Source organism: Pseudomonas sp. W15Feb9B, assembly GCF_000828175.1.
Lineage (GTDB): Bacteria > Pseudomonadota > Gammaproteobacteria > Pseudomonadales > Pseudomonadaceae > Aquipseudomonas > Aquipseudomonas parakoreensis.
Window position 1 is genome coordinate 81,118 of sequence record NZ_JTKF01000018.1, and the last position, 16,374, is coordinate 97,491.

Consider the following 16,374-nt stretch of genomic DNA (forward strand, 5'->3'; position numbering starts at 1 on the left):
TCGGATTTGAGCGGTAGACTCCTCGGCTTTCCGTAGAACCCCGTGGAGTGATGGCATGGCGGACGTAAACAAGGTCGTTCTGGCGTATTCCGGCGGCCTGGACACTTCGGTGATCCTCAAGTGGCTGCAGGATACTTATAACTGTGAAGTGGTGACTTTCACCGCTGACCTGGGTCAGGGCGAAGAGGTCGAGCCGGCTCGCGCCAAGGCTCAGGCCATGGGCGTCAAAGAAATCTACATTGACGACCTGCGCGAAGAATTCGTGCGTGACTTCGTGTTCCCGATGTTCCGCGCCAACACCGTTTACGAAGGCGAGTACCTGCTGGGTACTTCCATCGCACGTCCGCTGATTGCCAAGCGCCTGATCGAAATCGCCAACGAAACCGGCGCCGACGCCATTTCCCATGGCGCCACCGGCAAGGGCAACGACCAGGTGCGTTTCGAACTGGGTGCCTACGCGCTCAAGCCTGGCGTGAAAGTGATCGCGCCATGGCGTGAGTGGGACCTGTTGTCGCGCGAGAAGCTGATGGACTACGCCGAGAAGCACGCGATCCCGATCGAGCGTCACGGCAAGAAGAAGTCCCCGTACTCGATGGACGCCAACCTGCTGCACATCTCTTATGAAGGCGGCGTGCTGGAAGACACCTGGACCGAGCACGAAGAAGACATGTGGCGCTGGACCGTCTCCCCGGAGAAGGCTCCCGACACCCCGCAATACCTGGAACTGACCTACCGCAACGGCGATATCGTTGCCCTCGACGGCGTCGAAATGACACCGGCCACCGTACTGGCGACGCTGAACAAGATCGGTGGTGCTCACGGCATCGGCCGTCTCGACATCGTGGAAAACCGCTATGTCGGCATGAAGTCCCGTGGCTGCTACGAAACCCCGGGCGGCACCATCATGCTGCGTGCTCACCGCGCCATCGAATCGATCACTCTGGACCGCGAAGTCGCTCACCTCAAAGACGAGTTGATGCCGAAATACGCCAGCCTGATCTACACCGGTTACTGGTGGAGCCCGGAGCGTCTGATGCTGCAACAGATGATCGACGCTTCGCAGGTCAACGTGAACGGTGTGGTTCGTCTGAAGCTGTACAAAGGCAACGTGATCGTTACCGGCCGCAAGTCCGACGATTCGTTGTTCGACGCTAATATTGCGACCTTCGAAGAAGACGGCGGCGCTTACAACCAGGCTGACGCGGCGGGCTTCATCAAGCTTAACGCGCTGCGCATGCGCATTGCAGCCAACAAGGGCCGCAAGCTGTTTTAAGTCACGCAGGTCTGTATGAAAAATGGCGGCTTGTCCCTGGACAATGCCGCCATTTTTTTATGCTCGTCTGGCGCTCTCCTGGATTGTCTGTCGCTACGGCCCACTCCGGGGTTTTCTTGAATACCCATTTCAGGCATCTGCCTTGCGTTTCATAGTTCTCTCAGAACCGTAGTGCTTTGTGTACTCACGTTATAGGCGACCAAGAGTTTCGCGCCGCCGCTTTTCTTCGACTGTCTGATAAGGCTGAGCGTCATTTGCTTGAGCAAAACCTCGGATGCGGGATCAGTCAAAAAAAGCACTGCCTTGGCCGATTGTTTGCCCAGGCGCGGAAAGTGTTCGACCAGCGTATTGAACGCCTGTGAGTTGTTCATCGGACGAACATCTATCGCACGCAACGTGCCCATGGGTTTGGGTAACTGAATGTTGTGTTCAATCCACGGTTCCTCGGGGCAGGCTATTTCAGCAGACCAATGGGATTGCGTCTGGTCAGTACCTTGTTTTGGTAGCGTTCGTTCTGGTTTATTCGAATTTGATTTCTTTCCGGTTGCAATGGAAGTGTCTGTCGGAGACAAATCCGGGTTGCTCTCGGTGGTCTTGAGTTCCTCAAAGGTTTTTAGAAAGCTGTCGTCTTTCTCGAAATCCGAGGGGGCGTACAGAGAACGGTAGTTGAAGTTCAGTGTTAGAAAAAACAGCAGCAACAAGTAAAACGGGAAGCTGATCAGAAACCAGACATAGACCTCCCTTTCGTTGTTATCTAAAAAAGGCAAGGAAATGGCGGCTGATGATTCGGAAATAAATGCAAATATCGCAATTATAGTCATGGGGTTGGTTATCTTTTTTCTGACTTTTATCATGGGGAGTGCTCATTAAATGTGTGTTTCCAATAGGTGGAGTGGTTGGGTGTGGGTTGAAGTTTATACTTGAGGCTATTTTTATATTAAAGAAAATCAGTTGGGTAGAAGTATCTTGTTTCAGACATTGATTGTTAAAGTACTTTGAATGGTTTTTATGTTGTTTTTTACAATTGGTCATCTGCCAAGTGCCGATCGCGGATGAGCCATAGGTATTCATTGAACAGCAATATTCTGTCTGCATTCGATGAGCAACTTGCTCTGAAAGCGAGTGCGCAAGGGCTTCAGGGCGTAGTATTTTTCACGTCGGTGCAGGGGGCGGAAAAACAGTTGTGTCATGGAAATAGTGCGTAAGTGGGTTTTTTTGTAGGAATAGTCTTTATTTGTTGTAGGGAATGTCTTTCGCTGGGAGTGCGATGGAACTCTCTTGTGCCATGTCGGAAGTGACTGGGCTATTGTGCGTGCTCTAAAAATTCGAACAGCGAAACTGGACTTGCCCATGAATAAAGTGCTGATCGTGGATGATCATCCCGTCATTCGTCTTGCTGTGCGTATGCTGATGGAGCGTCATGGCTACGAAGTCATTGCAGAAACGGATAACGGTGTAGATGCGTTGCAACTTGCGCGTGAACAGATGCCGGACATTGTTATTCTGGATATTGGAATACCGAAGCTTGATGGTCTTGAAGTTATTGCGCGTTTGAACTCAACACCGATGCCCTTGAAAGTTTTGGTGTTGACTTCCCAGGCTCCAGGGCATTTTTCAATGCGCTGCATGCAATCGGGGGCGGCAGGGTATGTCTGTAAACAGCAGGATCTGACAGAGCTGCTCAGTGCGATCAAAGCCGTACTGTCCGGATACAGTTATTTTCCCAATCAGGCCCTGCATACCGTACGTACCAGCCTCGGTAATGCCAGCGAGGCCGATATGGTAGACCGCCTGTCCGGGCGGGAAATGATGGTGTTGCAGCAATTGGCGCGAGGTAAAACGAACAAGGAAATCGCCGATGGCATGTTTCTCAGCAACAAGACGGTCAGCACTTACAAGACCCGCCTGCTATTGAAACTCAATGCCCGGTCGTTGGTGGATCTGATTGAACTGGCGCAACGCAACGGGCTTGTCTGATGCTCCTGAAGCCCGAGGCAACGTGGGCTGCGCCATGTCAGATGCTGCAGAAAGTAAAAAGCCTCCGGTCAGGGAGGCTTTCAAGTGTCAAAGATCAAAATCGTAGTCGGCCAATTGCTTTTGCAGTCGGCGCTCCTCAAGCAGGTTGTCGATGGTGCGGCGTTTGCTCAGATTGGTCTTGGCGACTTCGACCACCGGTTCGGCGTCGTCGGTTTCTACAGCGGTGAAATCGTCATCTACATCCAGTTGTTCTTTGCTGTCAGTCATAAGGTGAACTCCAGGCTAAGACTGCCTTTGGCGCTCCTTATATCGATATTCCTGCTGCGGGTAAAAAAGATTTTTTCAATCGATAAATCAATTATTCCAATAGCCAATCAATCGTCCGAGGTTTTGTGTTTGTACTCGCACAAATCCTCGATCCGGCAGCTGCCACAGCGTGGCTTGCGCGCCAGACACACATAGCGACCGTGCAGAATCAGCCAGTGGTGAGAATCCAGCAGGTAGTCTTTTGGCACAAATTTCATCAGCTTCTTTTCAACTTCAACGACATTTTTACCCGGGGCGATACCGGTGCGGTTGCTCACGCGAAAAATGTGCGTGTCGACCGCCATGGTCAACTGACGGAAAGCGGTATTCAGGACCACGTTGGCCGTCTTGCGGCCGACGCCGGGCAGCGCTTCCAGTTCTTCGCGCGTCTGCGGGACTTCGCCATTGTGCAGTTCGACCAGCATGCGGCAGGTCTCGATCACGTTTTTCGCTTTGCTGTTATAGAGACCGATGGTTTTGATGTATTCGGACAGCCCTTCGACGCCCAGTGCGTGGATCGCAGCGGGGGTGTTAGCCACCGGGAACAGTTTGGCCGTGGCCTTGTTGACGCCGACATCGGTTGATTGCGCCGAAAGAATGACCGCGATCAACAACTCGAACGGCGAGGAATAGGCCAGTTCGGTCTTCGGCTCGGGATTGTCTTCATGAAGTCTGCGGAAGATTTCCAGACGTTTTGCGGCATTCATGGATGATGTGTTTCCTTGGAGAGAGCGTTCGAGCGGGTCCAGGCCTGGCGGGCGGCGAGCAGAAGCCCAAGCACGATGAATGCGCCGGGAACCAGGGTGAACAGGTGCAGCCCTTCGTTGAACAGCACCAGGCCTTGCCAGTGCTCAGGCAGGCCACGGCCGATATGGCCCTGACCGAACAGTTCACGCAGTGCCGCCAGTGCTAGTAGCAGCCCGCTCGACAGGCCAAAAAACTTCAGGCGCAGGCCAAATGCCTGGGCAAAGAATCCATTGTATTCCAGCACTACGCATTGCAAGGCGATCAGCCCGGTATAGATTCCGAGTGACTGTTGCCACTGCAACGCCCAGCGTTGCGCGAGGATATTGGCGCAACTGGTCAGGGTGGCGGCCAGCAGCAGACTGGCCAGCATCCGGTCGCTGTCAGACAGTCGCGAGCGCAATGCGCCGAAACAGACACCGTAAACCGCCACGACGACGCCCGACATCAGCAGCATGCCCAGTGCGCTAGCCAGTGTTGTACTGGTGCCAAGCAGCACAATCAGCATCGAAGCATTCGTCAGGTTCGTCGGCCGGTTCATGATCCGATCCCCAGCAAGGTTGTCCGGTGCTCATCAAAGTAGCGCAGGGCGTCGTGGATGGCATTGACGGTGGCCCGGGAGGTGATGGTCGCGCCCGCCAGTTGATCGAACTGTCCCTGATCCTTTTTCAGCGCCCAGCCTGCGTCGTCAGGCGCGTGACGCGATTGCCCGGCAAATGTCGCCAGCCAGTGGTTCGGCCAGTCGCCAATCAGTCCGCCGAGTGCGGGCGTTTCGTTGTGCCGCAGGGTTTTGACCCCCAGCAGTCTGCCGTTGGCATCGATGGCGATCAGCAGCTCGATAACGCCGGCATAGCCCTCAGTCTGCGTGCGCAACAGCACCGCCACCGGCTGCCCGGCTTTGCTGGCGCGGTAACCCGCCAGCAATTTGCTGTGGCTCAACGACGCGTCAGTCAACGCCAGTGGCTGCTCCAGCGGCTGATTGTCGTATGCATCGGCCGCGAGCACATCGAGCAGCTTGCGGCTGTCGAGCAGGGCCTGCTCGCTGGCAATCTGCGGCGCACTGGCGCGTTGCACCACGTAAGTCAGGCCGAGCCCCGCGCCGGCCAGCAGCACGAGCATCACGACAGAAACCATGCGGCTCATGATTGCACCTGCGTCTGGCGGGCGGCGGCAAAACGTTCCAGCGCTGGCACGCAGAGATTCATCAGCAACACCGCAAATGCAACGCCGTCCGGGTAGCCGCCCCAGGTGCGGATCAGGTAGGTGAGCAAGCCGACGCCAACGCCGAACAGCAGCCGGGCCAGCGGACTTCTGGCGCCCGACACCGGTTCGGTAATGATGAAAAAGGCACCGAGCATGGTTGCCCCGCTCAACAGATGAAACAGCGGTGAACCGTGGGAATCGGAACCCGAACCGTTCCAGCAGAGCAGGCTGACGAGAAACAGGCTGACCAGCATGCCGACCGGCGCTTGCCAGGCGATTACCCGGCGCTGCAACAGCCACAGCCCGCCGGCGAGAAACGCCAGATTGATCCACTCCACGCCGCGTCCACCAAAGCGGCCGAACGCCGGGTTGGCGGCGAACAACTCATCCATGGTCAGGCTCTTGTTGATGCGCAGACTGTCCAGTGCAGTCGCCTGTACCCAGGCGTCCGGGGCCTGGCCCAGATTCAGGACTTGGGCAAAAGCGGCCTGCAGATTCATGCCGTGCGCCGGCCAGTGGGTCATCGGTTGTGGGAACAGCACCATCGCCAGGGCGAAACCGAGCATGGCCGGGTTGAACGGATTTTTGCCGACACCACCGTACAAATGCTTGCCGAGCAGCAGACCCGAAGCAACCGCGGTCACGGTCAGCCACCACGGGCAGTAAGGCGGCAGGGCAGCGGCCAGCAGTGTCGCGCTGACCAGCGCGCTGCCATCGCTGAGCGTCGGTTGCAAAGGTTGGCGCCGCAGGCGGGTGACGCCAGCTTCGATCAGCAGCGCCGTGCTCGCCGCCAGAATCAAATTGATCAGCACGCCCCAGCCGTAACACCAGAACAGTGCCAACAATCCCGGCAGCGTGGCCAGCAGCACCTGCCTCATCGCCTGTTGCAGGCGATCATCCGGTGCCTCACGGGGCGACATGGTCTTGCACCTGACGCTCGGCGGCCAGCAGGCGAGCGCGGGCCTTGTCGAGGATGTCATTCGGTGTGTCGGCACGGCGTTCGAGTTTGCTCAGGTCGGCGCGGGCGTAGGCCAATTCGGTTTTCAACTGGCGGAGCTGGTTGTCGATCGGGCGCTTTTCCACCCGGACCAGATCAGGCACAGGCTGCTCACTGGCCGCCTCTGCCACATGCAGGGCTTGCTCGGCATCACGCAGTGCCTGTTCCAGCGTGGCAATCTGCTGCGCGGGTGCTTCGGCGGTCTGAGCCTTTTTCAGTTCGGCGCGACGCATGGCCAACTGGATTTTTGCCCGTTTCAGATCCGCGTCTTTCGCTGGAGCCGGAGCCGCAGCGGCTGGAACGGCGGCGCTGCTTTCGAGTTTTGCCAGCGCCTGTTCTGCCGCTTCGAACTGCTGTTGCAGCACGATCAGTTGCGATTGCTGTTCGAAGGTCGGCGGATGACCGAAGGCTTTCAGCGATTTGTGCAATTGCGCGCGGCTCATGGCGACATCGATCTTGGCTTTCTTCAGCGCCGCATCGGCGGTTGCGGCTTTCTGCGCGCGCACCCGTTCCAGAGCTGCCTGCACCGGATCGAGAGTGGCCGTCGCCGGTTGCGCCGCCCGATGCGCACGGGCTTCGCGCTCAGCCTGTTTGTGCTGTTCTTCGCGTTGCAGGCGGGCGTTGCGGCGTTCGAAACGCTGGCGCGCATGATCGCGTTTGGCCGTGCGTGCGCGCAGCTCTTCAAGGCTGGTCGCCAGGCCACCGACCACCGGCAAGGTGCCGAGCGGCAGCGGGTGCATCTCGATGCAATCCACCGGACACGGTGCCACGCACAGGTCGCAACCGGTGCATTCGTCGATCAGCACGGTGTGCATCAGTTTCGCCGCGCCGACGATGGCGTCGATCGGGCAGGCCTGGATGCACTTGGTGCAGCCGATGCACTCGGCCTCGCGGATGTACGCCACTTGTGGCGGTGCCGCGCCGCGGCTGACGTCCAGTTCCAGCACCGGCACGTTCAACAGTTCAGCCAGCGCGGCGATGGTTTCGTCACCGCCGGGCGGGCACTTGTTGATCGGTTCGCCGTCGACGATGCCTTGCGCATAGGGCTTGCACCCGGGGTGGCCGCATTTGCCGCACTGGGTCTGCGGCAGGAGGGCATCGATGAGTTGAATCAGACTCATGTTTTGATCAGTCCACTGAATCCGAGAAAAATCACTGCGATCAGTCCGGCGCCGATCAGGTCGATCGGCAAGCCGCGAAAGGGCAGGGGAATGTCGTTGTCCGCCGTGCGTTCACGCAAGTCGCTGAACAGGCTCAGCACCAGCCAGAAACCTAGCCCGGCGCCGAGGCTCAGTGCCGCCGCCTGCAACAGGCCATGATCATTTTGCGCATTGATCAAGGCCAGCCCGAGCACGCCGGCATTGCCCAGCAACAATGGCCATAGCCCATCGAAGGGCCAGTCAGGCAGCGCACGGGTCAGCAGTTTCAATACCGGCGCGATCAGCAGCACGTTGAGTGGCAAGAACACGAACAGGTGCAGGGCCTGCAGTTGCAGCGGTACCAGCAGCCAGTGCCAGATTGCGTAACCGAAGATGCCGACGCTCAGCATCAGGCACCCCGTCGCCAGCCCCAGCGCATGCACCTGGCGCCGACTGCCGGCCAGCAACGGATCGACGCCCAGCGGCCAATGCAACACGAAGTTGTTGAGCAGGGCGGCACTGATCAGCGTAAGCGCAAGTTCGGTCATGGTTCTGCCGGCAGCAACGGGCGGGTGTCACTTAAGGTTAGGCATTATCCGGCACCCGCGAAGGGTGGGCCAGATATGAAAAATCCCACAGGCCTGCAGAACATGCCTGTGGGATCGTTTTACCACTGGGTCTTACTTGATGCGTTGACCCGGCTTGGCGCCGCTGTCCGGGCTCAGCAGGTAGATTTCTTCACCGCCAGGGCCGGCGGCCATCACCATGCCTTCGGACATGCCGAACTTCATTTTCCGCGGCTTGAGGTTGGCGATCATCATGGTCAGGCGACCGTCGAGTTTCGACGGGTCCGGGTAGGCGCTCTTGATTCCGGAGAACACGTTGCGCTGCTCGTCACCGATGTCCAGGGTCAGGCGCAGCAGCTTGTCGGCACCTTCCACATGTTCAGCCTTGACGATCAGCGCGACGCGCAGATCGACGGCGGCAAAGGTGTCGAAGTCGATTTCCGGCGACAGCGGATCCTTGGCCAGTTCGCCATTGCCCGCAGGTGTGGCGGCGCCGGTGTCGGTCTGGCTGGCGGTCAGGTCTTCTTTCGAGGCGTCGGTCATGGCTTGCACTTTTACCGGGTCGATGCGGGTCATCAACGGCTTGAATTCATTGAGCTGATGGTTGGCCAGCAGCGTGGTGTGGTCGTTCCAGGTCAGCGGGGCGACATTGAGGAATGCCTCGGCGTCGGCGGCCAGCAGCGGCAGCACCGGTTTGAGGAAGATCACCAGTTGGCGGAACAGGTTGATGCCGGTGGCGCAGATCGCCTGGACTTCATCCTGCTTGCCTTCCTGCTTGTTCAACGACCATGGGGCTTTGTCGGCGATCCAGGCGTTGGCGCGGTCGGCCAGGGCCATGGTTTCACGCATGGCGCGGGCGAAGTCGCGCGCTTCATAGGCGTCGGCAATGCTTGGCGCCGCGGCGAGGAAGGCTTCGGTCAGCTCTGGCGCGGCATTGTTGTCGACCAGCAGGCCGCCGTTGCCCTTGTGGATGAAACCGGCGCAACGGCTGGCGATGTTGACCACTTTGCCGACCAGGTCGGAGTTGACCTTCTGCACGAAGTCTTCGAGGTTCAGGTCGAGGTCATCGACACCACGGCCCAATTTGGCCGCGTAGTAGTAACGCAGGTATTCCGGCGACAGGTGATCCAGGTAGGTACGCGCCTTGATGAACGTGCCACGGGACTTGGACATCTTCTGGCCGTTGACGGTCAGGTAGCCGTGCACGTTGATCCCGGTCGGCTTGCGGAAACCGGCGCCTTCGAGCATGGCAGGCCAGAACAGGGCGTGGAAGTTGACGATGTCCTTGCCGATGAAGTGGTACAGCTCGGCGGTGGAGTCCTTGCCCCAGAACGCGTCGAAGTCCAGCTCCGGCGTGCGGTCGCAGAGGTTCTTGAAGCTCGCCATGTAGCCGATCGGCGCATCCAGCCACACATAGAAATATTTGCCCGGCTCGTCCGGAATCTCGAAACCGAAGTACGGCGCATCGCGGGAGATGTCCCACTGTTGCAGGCCGGCGTCCAGCCACTCGGCAATCTTGTTGGCCACGGCGTCCTGCAGGGTGCCGCTGCGGGTCCAGGTCTGCAGCATCTGCTGGAAGTCTGGCAGCTTGAAGAAGAAGTGCTGGGAATCCTTGAGCACCGGAGTCGCGCCGGAGATGGCCGACTTCGGATCCTTCAGGTCGGTCGGGGCGTAGGTCGCACCGCATTTTTCGCAGTTGTCGCCGTACTGGTCTTCAGTGCCGCATTTCGGGCAGGTGCCCTTGATGAAGCGGTCGGCCAGAAACATTTTCTTTTCCGGGTCGAAATACTGGGTAATCGAGCGCTGGGCAATGTGCCCGGCATCGCGCAGTTTCAGGTAGATCTGGCTCGACAGCTCACGGTTTTCTTCGGCGTGAGTGGAGTGGAAGTTGTCGAAGTCGACCAGGAACTCGGCAAAGTCGGCGCTGTGTTCAGCCTGCACATTGGCGATCAGTTGTTCCGGGGTGATGCCTTCCTTTTCCGCGCGCAGCATGATCGCCGAACCGTGGGCGTCGTCGGCGCAGACATAAATGCATTGATTGCCGCGATGCTTCTGGAAGCGCACCCACATATCGGTCTGGATGTATTCCAGCATATGGCCAAGGTGGATCGAACCGTTGGCGTAGGGCAGGGCGCTGGTGACGAGGATCTTGCGTGGTTCGGACATGTGGGGCTTCGCTACTTGATGAAACGGAGGTCGGCCACTATAAAGCGCTGGCGCATATTTTTCACCCTGTGCACCTGTTTCCGGATGCGGCCACTGCAATAACCGGATGGGCCGACCGCAATAAATTGTGGCGAGGGAGCTTGCTCCCGCTGGGTGGCGAAGCCGCCCCATCCCGGCAATGTCGAATAGACCGGATAAGCCTGATTGCGCCTGCTGCGCAGTCGAGCGGGAGCAAGCTCCCTCGCCACAAAGTCGAGTCAACGCATAAATCGCCTGACCACAAATCAATCTGCGGGGTACGATACCCGCCATCTTTTCCCAGTCTTGTTATCGGAGTTGCCCATGAGTGCCGTCACTCGCGCAGCGGTGGAAGCCGTCCTCAGCCAATACACCGACCCCTACCTGAACCAGGACCCGGTCAGCGCCGGTTGCGTGAAGCACATCGAGATCGATGGCGACCGCGTCAAGGTTCAGCTGGAAATCGGTTACGCCGCCGGCCTGTTCAAGAGCGGCTGGGCGCAGTTGCTGCAACTGGCCATCGAAAACCTCGATGGGGTGACGAGCGCCAAGGTCGAGGTCAACAGCGTGATCGCCGCGCACAAGGCCCAGGCGCAGATCCCGGGGCTGGCCAACGTCAAGAACGTGGTCGCCGTGGCGTCGGGCAAGGGCGGTGTGGGCAAGTCGACCACCGCGGCCAACCTCGCGCTGGCGCTGGCCCGTGAAGGCGCCAAGGTGGGGATTCTCGACGCCGACATCTATGGCCCGAGCCAAGGCATCATGTTCGGCATCCCCGAGCGCACGCGCCCCGAGGTCAAGGATCAGAAGTGGTTCGTGCCGCTCAAGGCCCACGGAGTCGAAGTCATGTCGATGGCGTTCCTGACCGACGACAACACGCCGATGGTCTGGCGTGGGCCGATGGTCTCCGGCGCACTGCTGCAACTGGTGACGCAAACCGCGTGGGGCGATCTCGATTATCTGGTCATCGACATGCCGCCAGGCACTGGCGATATCCAGCTGACCCTGGCGCAGAAAGTCCCGGTGGCCGGTGCGGTGATCGTCACCACCCCGCAGGATCTGGCGCTGCTGGACGCACGCAAAGGCGTGGAAATGTTCCGCAAGGTCAACATCCCGGTGCTGGGCGTGGTGGAAAACATGGCGGTGCACATCTGCTCGAACTGCGGACATGCCGAGCATCTGTTCGGTGAGGGCGGTGGCGAGAAACTGGCCACCCAATATGGCGTTGAACTGCTGGCCTCGCTGCCGCTGTCGATGCTGATCCGCGAGCAGGCCGATGGCGGCAAGCCAACGGTGATCGCCGAACCGGACAGCCAGATCGCGATGGTCTATCAGGAACTGGCCCGCCACGTCGGCGCGCGCATTGTGTTGCAGGAAGCGGCGACGCCGGCGATGCCTAACATCAGCATCAGCGACGATTGATCGGCGTCGTTTGCTAAAAGATCGCAGCCTGCGGCAGCTCCTACAGAAAAGCTCTGTGTAGGAGCTGCCGCAGGCTGCGATCTTTTGATCTTGCTTTAGATGCGCAACCCGCCATCCATCTCCAGAATCCGCCCGGTGTAGTAGTCGTTCTCGAAGATGTACGCTGCCGAATGGGCAATCTCTTCCGGCTTGCCCATGCGCTTGAGCGGGATACCCGAAGTCATTTTCTCCAGCGCTTCGGGCTTCATGCCCAGGGTCATCTCGGTTTCGATGAAGCCCGGCGCAATGCCCGCCACACGAATGCCGTAACGCGCCAGTTCCTTGGCCCAGGTCACAGTGGCTGCGGCCACGCCAGCCTTGGCGGCGGAATAGTTGGTCTGGCCGACGTTACCGGCGCGGGAGATCGATGAGATGTTGATGATCGCGCCGCTGGTCTTCAGCTCGACCATTTTCGCCGCCACTTCACGGGTGCACAGGAACACGCCGGTCAGGTTGACGTCGATCACCGCCTGCCACTGGGCCAGGCTCATTTTGGTCATTTCGCCATCTTTGACCTTGAGCAGCAGGCCATCGCGCAGGATCCCGGCGTTGTTGATCAGGCCGTGGATCGCACCGAAATCTTCGGCAACCTGCGCGACCATGTGCTCAACCTGTTCTTCATTGGCCACGTTGCACAGATAGCTGCGCGCCTCGACGCCCTTGGCCTTGCAGGCTGCCACCGCGTCATCGAGTTTTTCCTGATTGAGGTCGACCAGTGCGAGCCTGGCGCCTTTGCCGGCGAAATACTCGGCCATGGAGCGGCCCAAACCCTGGCAACCGCCGGTGATAATGATTACTTTGTCGTTGAGTTGCATGCGCATGCCCCGATAGCCGGTCTGAGTGGTTTTTGTTATTGGCGACGCTCGATCTGTACCGGTATGGCCAGATTGCACATGAGCATTGCCCGATGGCGTTACAGGGACTTATCCCCCGGCGCCTGTCCGTTTTTTCGACGGATTCTATTTAAGGAGTCATAAATTGAGCGTTGAAGCGGCCAAGAATGCCCGAGAATTGCTTCTCAAGGAATACCGTGGCGTATTGTCGACCCACTCCAAATCGATGCCCGGTTTCCCGTTCGGCTCAGTGGTGCCGTATTGTCTGGACGAGCAAGGCCGCCCGCTGATCCTGATCAGCCGCATCGCCCAGCACACTCACAACCTGCAGAAAGACCCGAAGTGTTCGCTGCTGGTGGGGGAACGCGAGGCCGACGACGTGCAGGCCGTTGGTCGCCTGACCTATCTGGCCGAGGCGCAAAAGCTCGAAGAACCGGCGGCTATCGAAGCCGCCGCCGAGCGTTACTACCGTTATTTCCCCGATTCGCAGAATTACCACAAGGCCCACGATTTTGATTTCTGGGTGCTCAACCCGGTACGTCACCGCTACATCGGCGGTTTCGGCGCGATTCACTGGGTCGATCAAGTGACCCAGGCCAACCCGTTTGCCGGCAAGGCGGAAATCAGCATGGTCGAGCATATGAACAGCGATCACGCCCAAGCCATCGCGCATTACGTGGAACTCAGCGGATTGCCGCAAACCGTGCCGGCGCAACTGGCCGGGATCGACAGTGAAGGCATGCACCTGCGCATCGGTCAGGCACTGTATTGGCTGCCGTTTCCAGCGCCTTGTCATACGCCGATACAAGTGCGCGAGGCCTTGGTTTCTCTGGCTCACGCCGAGGTCTGGCCAAAAAATGCAGGGGCCGACGCTTGAATTCACGAAAGGGCGACGTCATCTAAGGCTTACTGCAAGGCATTTCTTGCGTTGAGGAATCTTTGATGCGCCCTTTTTTGTTGCTCTTTCTGCTGTTTCCGGTGCTGGAGCTGTTCGTATTCGTCAAAGTGGCAGGGGCGATCGGGTTTTTCCCGGCCCTGCTGCTGATCATTCTCGGCTCGATGTTCGGTGTGTTCGTACTGCGCGTCGCCGGTCTGGCCACGGCACTGCGTGCCCGTGAAAGCCTGAATCGCGGTGAGTTGCCCGCACAGACCATGCTTGAAGGCCTGATGCTCGCCTTGGCCGGTGGCCTGTTGATCCTGCCGGGCTTCATCAGCGACGTGGTCGGTCTGGTGATGCTGCTGCCGTTCACCCGTCGCCTGCTGGCCAATAAAATGCGTCAGCGCGCCGAAGAACAGGCGATGCGTCAGCGGGCCTTCGCCGACGACCTGCAACCCCGTGGCGGTCCTGCACCGCGCCAGCCTCTGGGCCGCGAGGGTGATGTGATCGAAGGCGAGTTCGAACATCGCGACAGCCAGTAACCCCTGCATCGACACGGCACCTTCGGGTGCCGTTTCTTTATGCGCGGCATTCAAGGGGCACATGATGAAAAAATTTCTGTCCCCGCCCTTGTAATAAGCTTATGCGCCCTTATGTATCGGTCACCGAAAGGTTTCCGGCATTCAAGCCGGACAGACTTCCGCGGTTTGCTCGACGAACCGCAACCGGCGCAGGCCGGATTTGTTAAACCCGCCGGGACTACACCGGCCGATGAAAACCACAATTAGGAGAGATCGACAATGAAGCTTCGTCCTCTGCATGACCGCGTCGTCATCCGTCGCAGCGAAGAAGAAAAGAAAACCGCTGGCGGTATCGTCCTGCCAGGTTCGGCTGCTGAAAAAGCCAACCACGGTGTGATCGTCGCTGCAGGCCCAGGCAAGACTCTGGAAAACGGTGAAGTGCGTGCGCTGGCCGTTAAAGTCGGCGACAAGGTTGTGTTCGGTCCTTACTCCGGCAGCAACACTGTGAAAGTCGACGGCGAAGACCTGCTGGTAATGGCTGAGAACGAGATTCTCGCTGTACTGGAAGGCTGATTTCCCCGCTCATTTTCCCGTTACTACAAAGTATTTAAGGAATATCGATCATGGCTGCTAAAGAAGTTAAGTTCGGCGATGCCGCCCGCTCCAAGATGCTCAAAGGCGTCAACGTTCTGGCTGACGCGGTAAAAGCGACCCTGGGCCCGAAAGGCCGTAACGTGATCCTCGAGAAGAGCTTCGGCGCTCCGACCATCACCAAGGACGGCGTATCCGTCGCCAAGGAAATCGAACTCGAAGATCGCTTCGAAAACATGGGCGCGCAGCTGGTCAAAGACGTTGCCTCCCGTGCCAACGATGACGCTGGTGACGGTACTACCACCGCGACCGTTCTGGCTCAGTCGATCGTCAACGAAGGCCTGAAAGCCGTCGCTGCCGGCATGAACCCGATGGACCTGAAGCGCGGTATCGATAAAGCCACCATCGCCATCGTCAAAGAGCTGAAAGCCCTGTCCAAGCCATGCGCTGACACCAAGGCAATCGCTCAGGTCGGCACCATCTCCGCCAACTCCGACAACTCCATCGGCGACATCATTGCCGAAGCCATGGAAAAGGTCGGTAAAGAAGGCGTGATCACCGTTGAAGAAGGCTCGGGCCTGGAAAACGAACTGTCGGTTGTAGAAGGCATGCAGTTCGACCGTGGCTACCTGTCCCCGTACTTCGTCAACAAGCCGGACACCATGGTGGCCGAGCTCGACGGCCCGCTGATCCTGCTGGTCGACAAGAAGATCTCGAACATCCGCGAAATGCTGCCAGTGCTGGAAGCCGTTGCCAAAGCCGGCCGTCCACTGCTGATCGTTGCCGAAGACGTTGAAGGCGAAGCCCTGGCGACTCTGGTTGTGAACAACATGCGTGGCATCGTCAAGGTTGCAGCCGTCAAGGCTCCAGGCTTCGGCGACCGTCGCAAGGCCATGCTGCAGGACATCGCCGTTCTGACTGGCGGTACCGTGATCTCCGAAGAGATCGGCCTGAGCCTGGAAAGCACCACCCTGGAGCACCTGGGTAACGCCAAGCGTGTGACCCTGTCCAAGGAAAACACCATCATCGTTGACGGTGCTGGCGTTGAAGCCGACATCCAGGCGCGTATCGCTCAGATCCGTGCTCAGGTTGCCGAAACTTCCTCGGACTACGACCGTGAAAAACTGCAAGAGCGTCTGGCCAAACTGTCCGGCGGCGTTGCAGTGATCAAGGTTGGCGCTGGTTCCGAAGTTGAAATGAAAGAGAAGAAGGCCCGCGTTGAAGACGCCCTGCACGCAACCCGTGCAGCCGTTGAAGAAGGCGTGGTACCTGGCGGTGGCGTTGCGCTGATCCGTGCTCTGGAAGCCCTGACCGAACTGACCGGCGACAACGCTGACCAGAACGTCGGTATCGCTGTGCTGCGTCGCGCTGTTGAAGCGCCGCTGCGCCAGATCGCTGCCAACTCCGGTGACGAGCCAAGCGTAGTGGTCAACGAAGTGAAGAACGGCAAAGGTAACTTCGGTTACAACGCTGCTTCTGGCGAATACGGCGACATGATCGAAATGGGCATCCTGGACCCAACCAAGGTCACCCGTTCCGCTCTGCAAGCTGCAGCCTCGATCGGCGGTCTGATCCTGACCACCGAAGCAGCTGTTGCTGATGCACCGAAGAAAGAAGGCTCGGCTGGCGGCGGTATGCCAGACATGGGCGGCATGGGTGGCATGGGCGGCATGATGTAAGCCAGCCTTACCCCTGTAACGAAAAA

Annotated in this window: 17 protein-coding genes; 7 read left to right on the forward strand and 10 right to left on the reverse strand. The window is 58.8% G+C overall.

Features of this window, described 5'->3' with window-relative positions; translation table 11 throughout:
* Nucleotides 1-55 precede the first annotated feature (55 nt).
* A complete protein-coding gene (locus OC71_RS10620) occupies nucleotides 56-1,273 on the forward strand; it encodes an argininosuccinate synthase (RefSeq protein ID WP_027612065.1) in 1,218 nt (405 codons plus the stop codon).
* A gap of 149 nt (nucleotides 1,274-1,422) precedes the next feature.
* On the opposite strand, the gene OC71_RS10625 is transcribed toward OC71_RS10620, so the two are convergent.
* On the reverse strand, nucleotides 1,423-2,127 hold the full coding sequence (locus OC71_RS10625) for a hypothetical protein (RefSeq protein WP_041068375.1): 705 nt from the start codon (nucleotides 2,125-2,127) through the stop codon (nucleotides 1,423-1,425).
* 496 nt (nucleotides 2,128-2,623) lie between these two features.
* Here OC71_RS10625 and OC71_RS10630 point away from each other — a divergent pair, with 496 nt between their 5' ends.
* Nucleotides 2,624-3,250 carry a response regulator transcription factor gene (locus tag OC71_RS10630; protein WP_003227711.1) on the forward strand — a complete coding sequence of 209 codons (627 nt, stop codon included), beginning with the start codon at nucleotides 2,624-2,626 and terminating at the stop codon, nucleotides 3,248-3,250.
* 87 nt (nucleotides 3,251-3,337) lie between these two features.
* Here the strand turns inward: OC71_RS10630 and OC71_RS10635 are convergent, their stop codons facing one another.
* The 8 genes from OC71_RS10635 to metG form a co-directional block, all read right to left on the reverse strand.
* The gene (locus OC71_RS10635; RefSeq protein WP_041068377.1) at nucleotides 3,338-3,517 is read right to left on the reverse strand and encodes a PA3496 family putative envelope integrity protein; all 180 of its coding nucleotides are present in this window, start codon (nucleotides 3,515-3,517) and stop codon (nucleotides 3,338-3,340) included.
* A gap of 107 nt (nucleotides 3,518-3,624) precedes the next feature.
* The gene (nth, locus tag OC71_RS10640) at nucleotides 3,625-4,263 is read right to left on the reverse strand and encodes an endonuclease III (RefSeq protein WP_003227707.1); all 639 of its coding nucleotides are present in this window, start codon (nucleotides 4,261-4,263) and stop codon (nucleotides 3,625-3,627) included.
* A complete protein-coding gene (locus OC71_RS10645) occupies nucleotides 4,260-4,841 on the reverse strand; it encodes an Rnf-Nqr domain containing protein (RefSeq protein ID WP_041068379.1) in 582 nt (193 codons plus the stop codon). Before OC71_RS10645 ends, nth begins: the two co-directional genes overlap by 4 nt.
* A complete protein-coding gene (locus OC71_RS10650; protein WP_041068381.1) occupies nucleotides 4,838-5,443 on the reverse strand; it encodes an RnfABCDGE type electron transport complex subunit G in 606 nt (201 codons plus the stop codon). Before OC71_RS10650 ends, OC71_RS10645 begins: the two co-directional genes overlap by 4 nt.
* Entirely contained in the window at nucleotides 5,440-6,423 is a 984-nt protein-coding gene (locus OC71_RS10655; protein ID WP_041068382.1) for an RnfABCDGE type electron transport complex subunit D, read from the reverse strand. The genes OC71_RS10650 and OC71_RS10655 overlap by 4 nt, the downstream gene beginning before the upstream one ends.
* Nucleotides 6,410-7,621 carry an electron transport complex subunit RsxB gene (rsxB, locus tag OC71_RS10660; RefSeq protein ID WP_041068384.1) on the reverse strand — a complete coding sequence of 404 codons (1,212 nt, stop codon included), beginning with the start codon at nucleotides 7,619-7,621 and terminating at the stop codon, nucleotides 6,410-6,412. The genes OC71_RS10655 and rsxB overlap by 14 nt, the downstream gene beginning before the upstream one ends.
* The gene (locus OC71_RS10665) at nucleotides 7,618-8,187 is read right to left on the reverse strand and encodes an electron transport complex protein RnfA (RefSeq protein ID WP_041068386.1); all 570 of its coding nucleotides are present in this window, start codon (nucleotides 8,185-8,187) and stop codon (nucleotides 7,618-7,620) included. The genes rsxB and OC71_RS10665 overlap by 4 nt, the downstream gene beginning before the upstream one ends.
* Nucleotides 8,188-8,319: 132 nt before the next feature.
* On the reverse strand, nucleotides 8,320-10,371 hold the full coding sequence (gene metG / locus OC71_RS10670; protein WP_041068388.1) for a methionine--tRNA ligase: 2,052 nt from the start codon (nucleotides 10,369-10,371) through the stop codon (nucleotides 8,320-8,322).
* Between the two features lie 342 nt (nucleotides 10,372-10,713).
* On the opposite strand from metG, the gene apbC reads away from it, so the two are divergent.
* The gene (apbC, locus tag OC71_RS10675) at nucleotides 10,714-11,808 is read left to right on the forward strand and encodes an iron-sulfur cluster carrier protein ApbC (RefSeq protein WP_041068390.1); all 1,095 of its coding nucleotides are present in this window, start codon (nucleotides 10,714-10,716) and stop codon (nucleotides 11,806-11,808) included.
* 95 nt (nucleotides 11,809-11,903) lie between these two features.
* Here the strand turns inward: apbC and OC71_RS10680 are convergent, their stop codons facing one another.
* Nucleotides 11,904-12,662 (reverse strand): SDR family oxidoreductase, encoded by a 759-nt coding sequence (locus OC71_RS10680; protein WP_041068700.1) that lies wholly within the window; start codon nucleotides 12,660-12,662, stop codon nucleotides 11,904-11,906.
* Nucleotides 12,663-12,825: 163 nt separating this feature from the next.
* Here OC71_RS10680 and OC71_RS10685 point away from each other — a divergent pair, with 163 nt between their 5' ends.
* The 4 genes from OC71_RS10685 to groL all read left to right on the forward strand — a co-directional run bounded on the left by OC71_RS10685 (nucleotide 12,826) and on the right by groL (nucleotide 16,348).
* Nucleotides 12,826-13,557 carry a HugZ family protein gene (locus OC71_RS10685; RefSeq protein WP_041068392.1) on the forward strand — a complete coding sequence of 244 codons (732 nt, stop codon included), beginning with the start codon at nucleotides 12,826-12,828 and terminating at the stop codon, nucleotides 13,555-13,557.
* A gap of 65 nt (nucleotides 13,558-13,622) precedes the next feature.
* Nucleotides 13,623-14,099, forward strand: coding sequence for an FxsA family protein (locus OC71_RS10690; protein WP_041068394.1), 477 nt, complete (start codon nucleotides 13,623-13,625; stop codon nucleotides 14,097-14,099).
* A 258-nt stretch (nucleotides 14,100-14,357) separates the two neighbouring features.
* On the forward strand, nucleotides 14,358-14,651 hold the full coding sequence (locus OC71_RS10695; protein WP_003227685.1) for a co-chaperone GroES: 294 nt from the start codon (nucleotides 14,358-14,360) through the stop codon (nucleotides 14,649-14,651).
* Nucleotides 14,652-14,701: 50 nt separating this feature from the next.
* On the forward strand, nucleotides 14,702-16,348 hold the full coding sequence (gene groL / locus OC71_RS10700; protein WP_041068396.1) for a chaperonin GroEL: 1,647 nt from the start codon (nucleotides 14,702-14,704) through the stop codon (nucleotides 16,346-16,348).
* Nucleotides 16,349-16,374 lie beyond the last annotated feature (26 nt).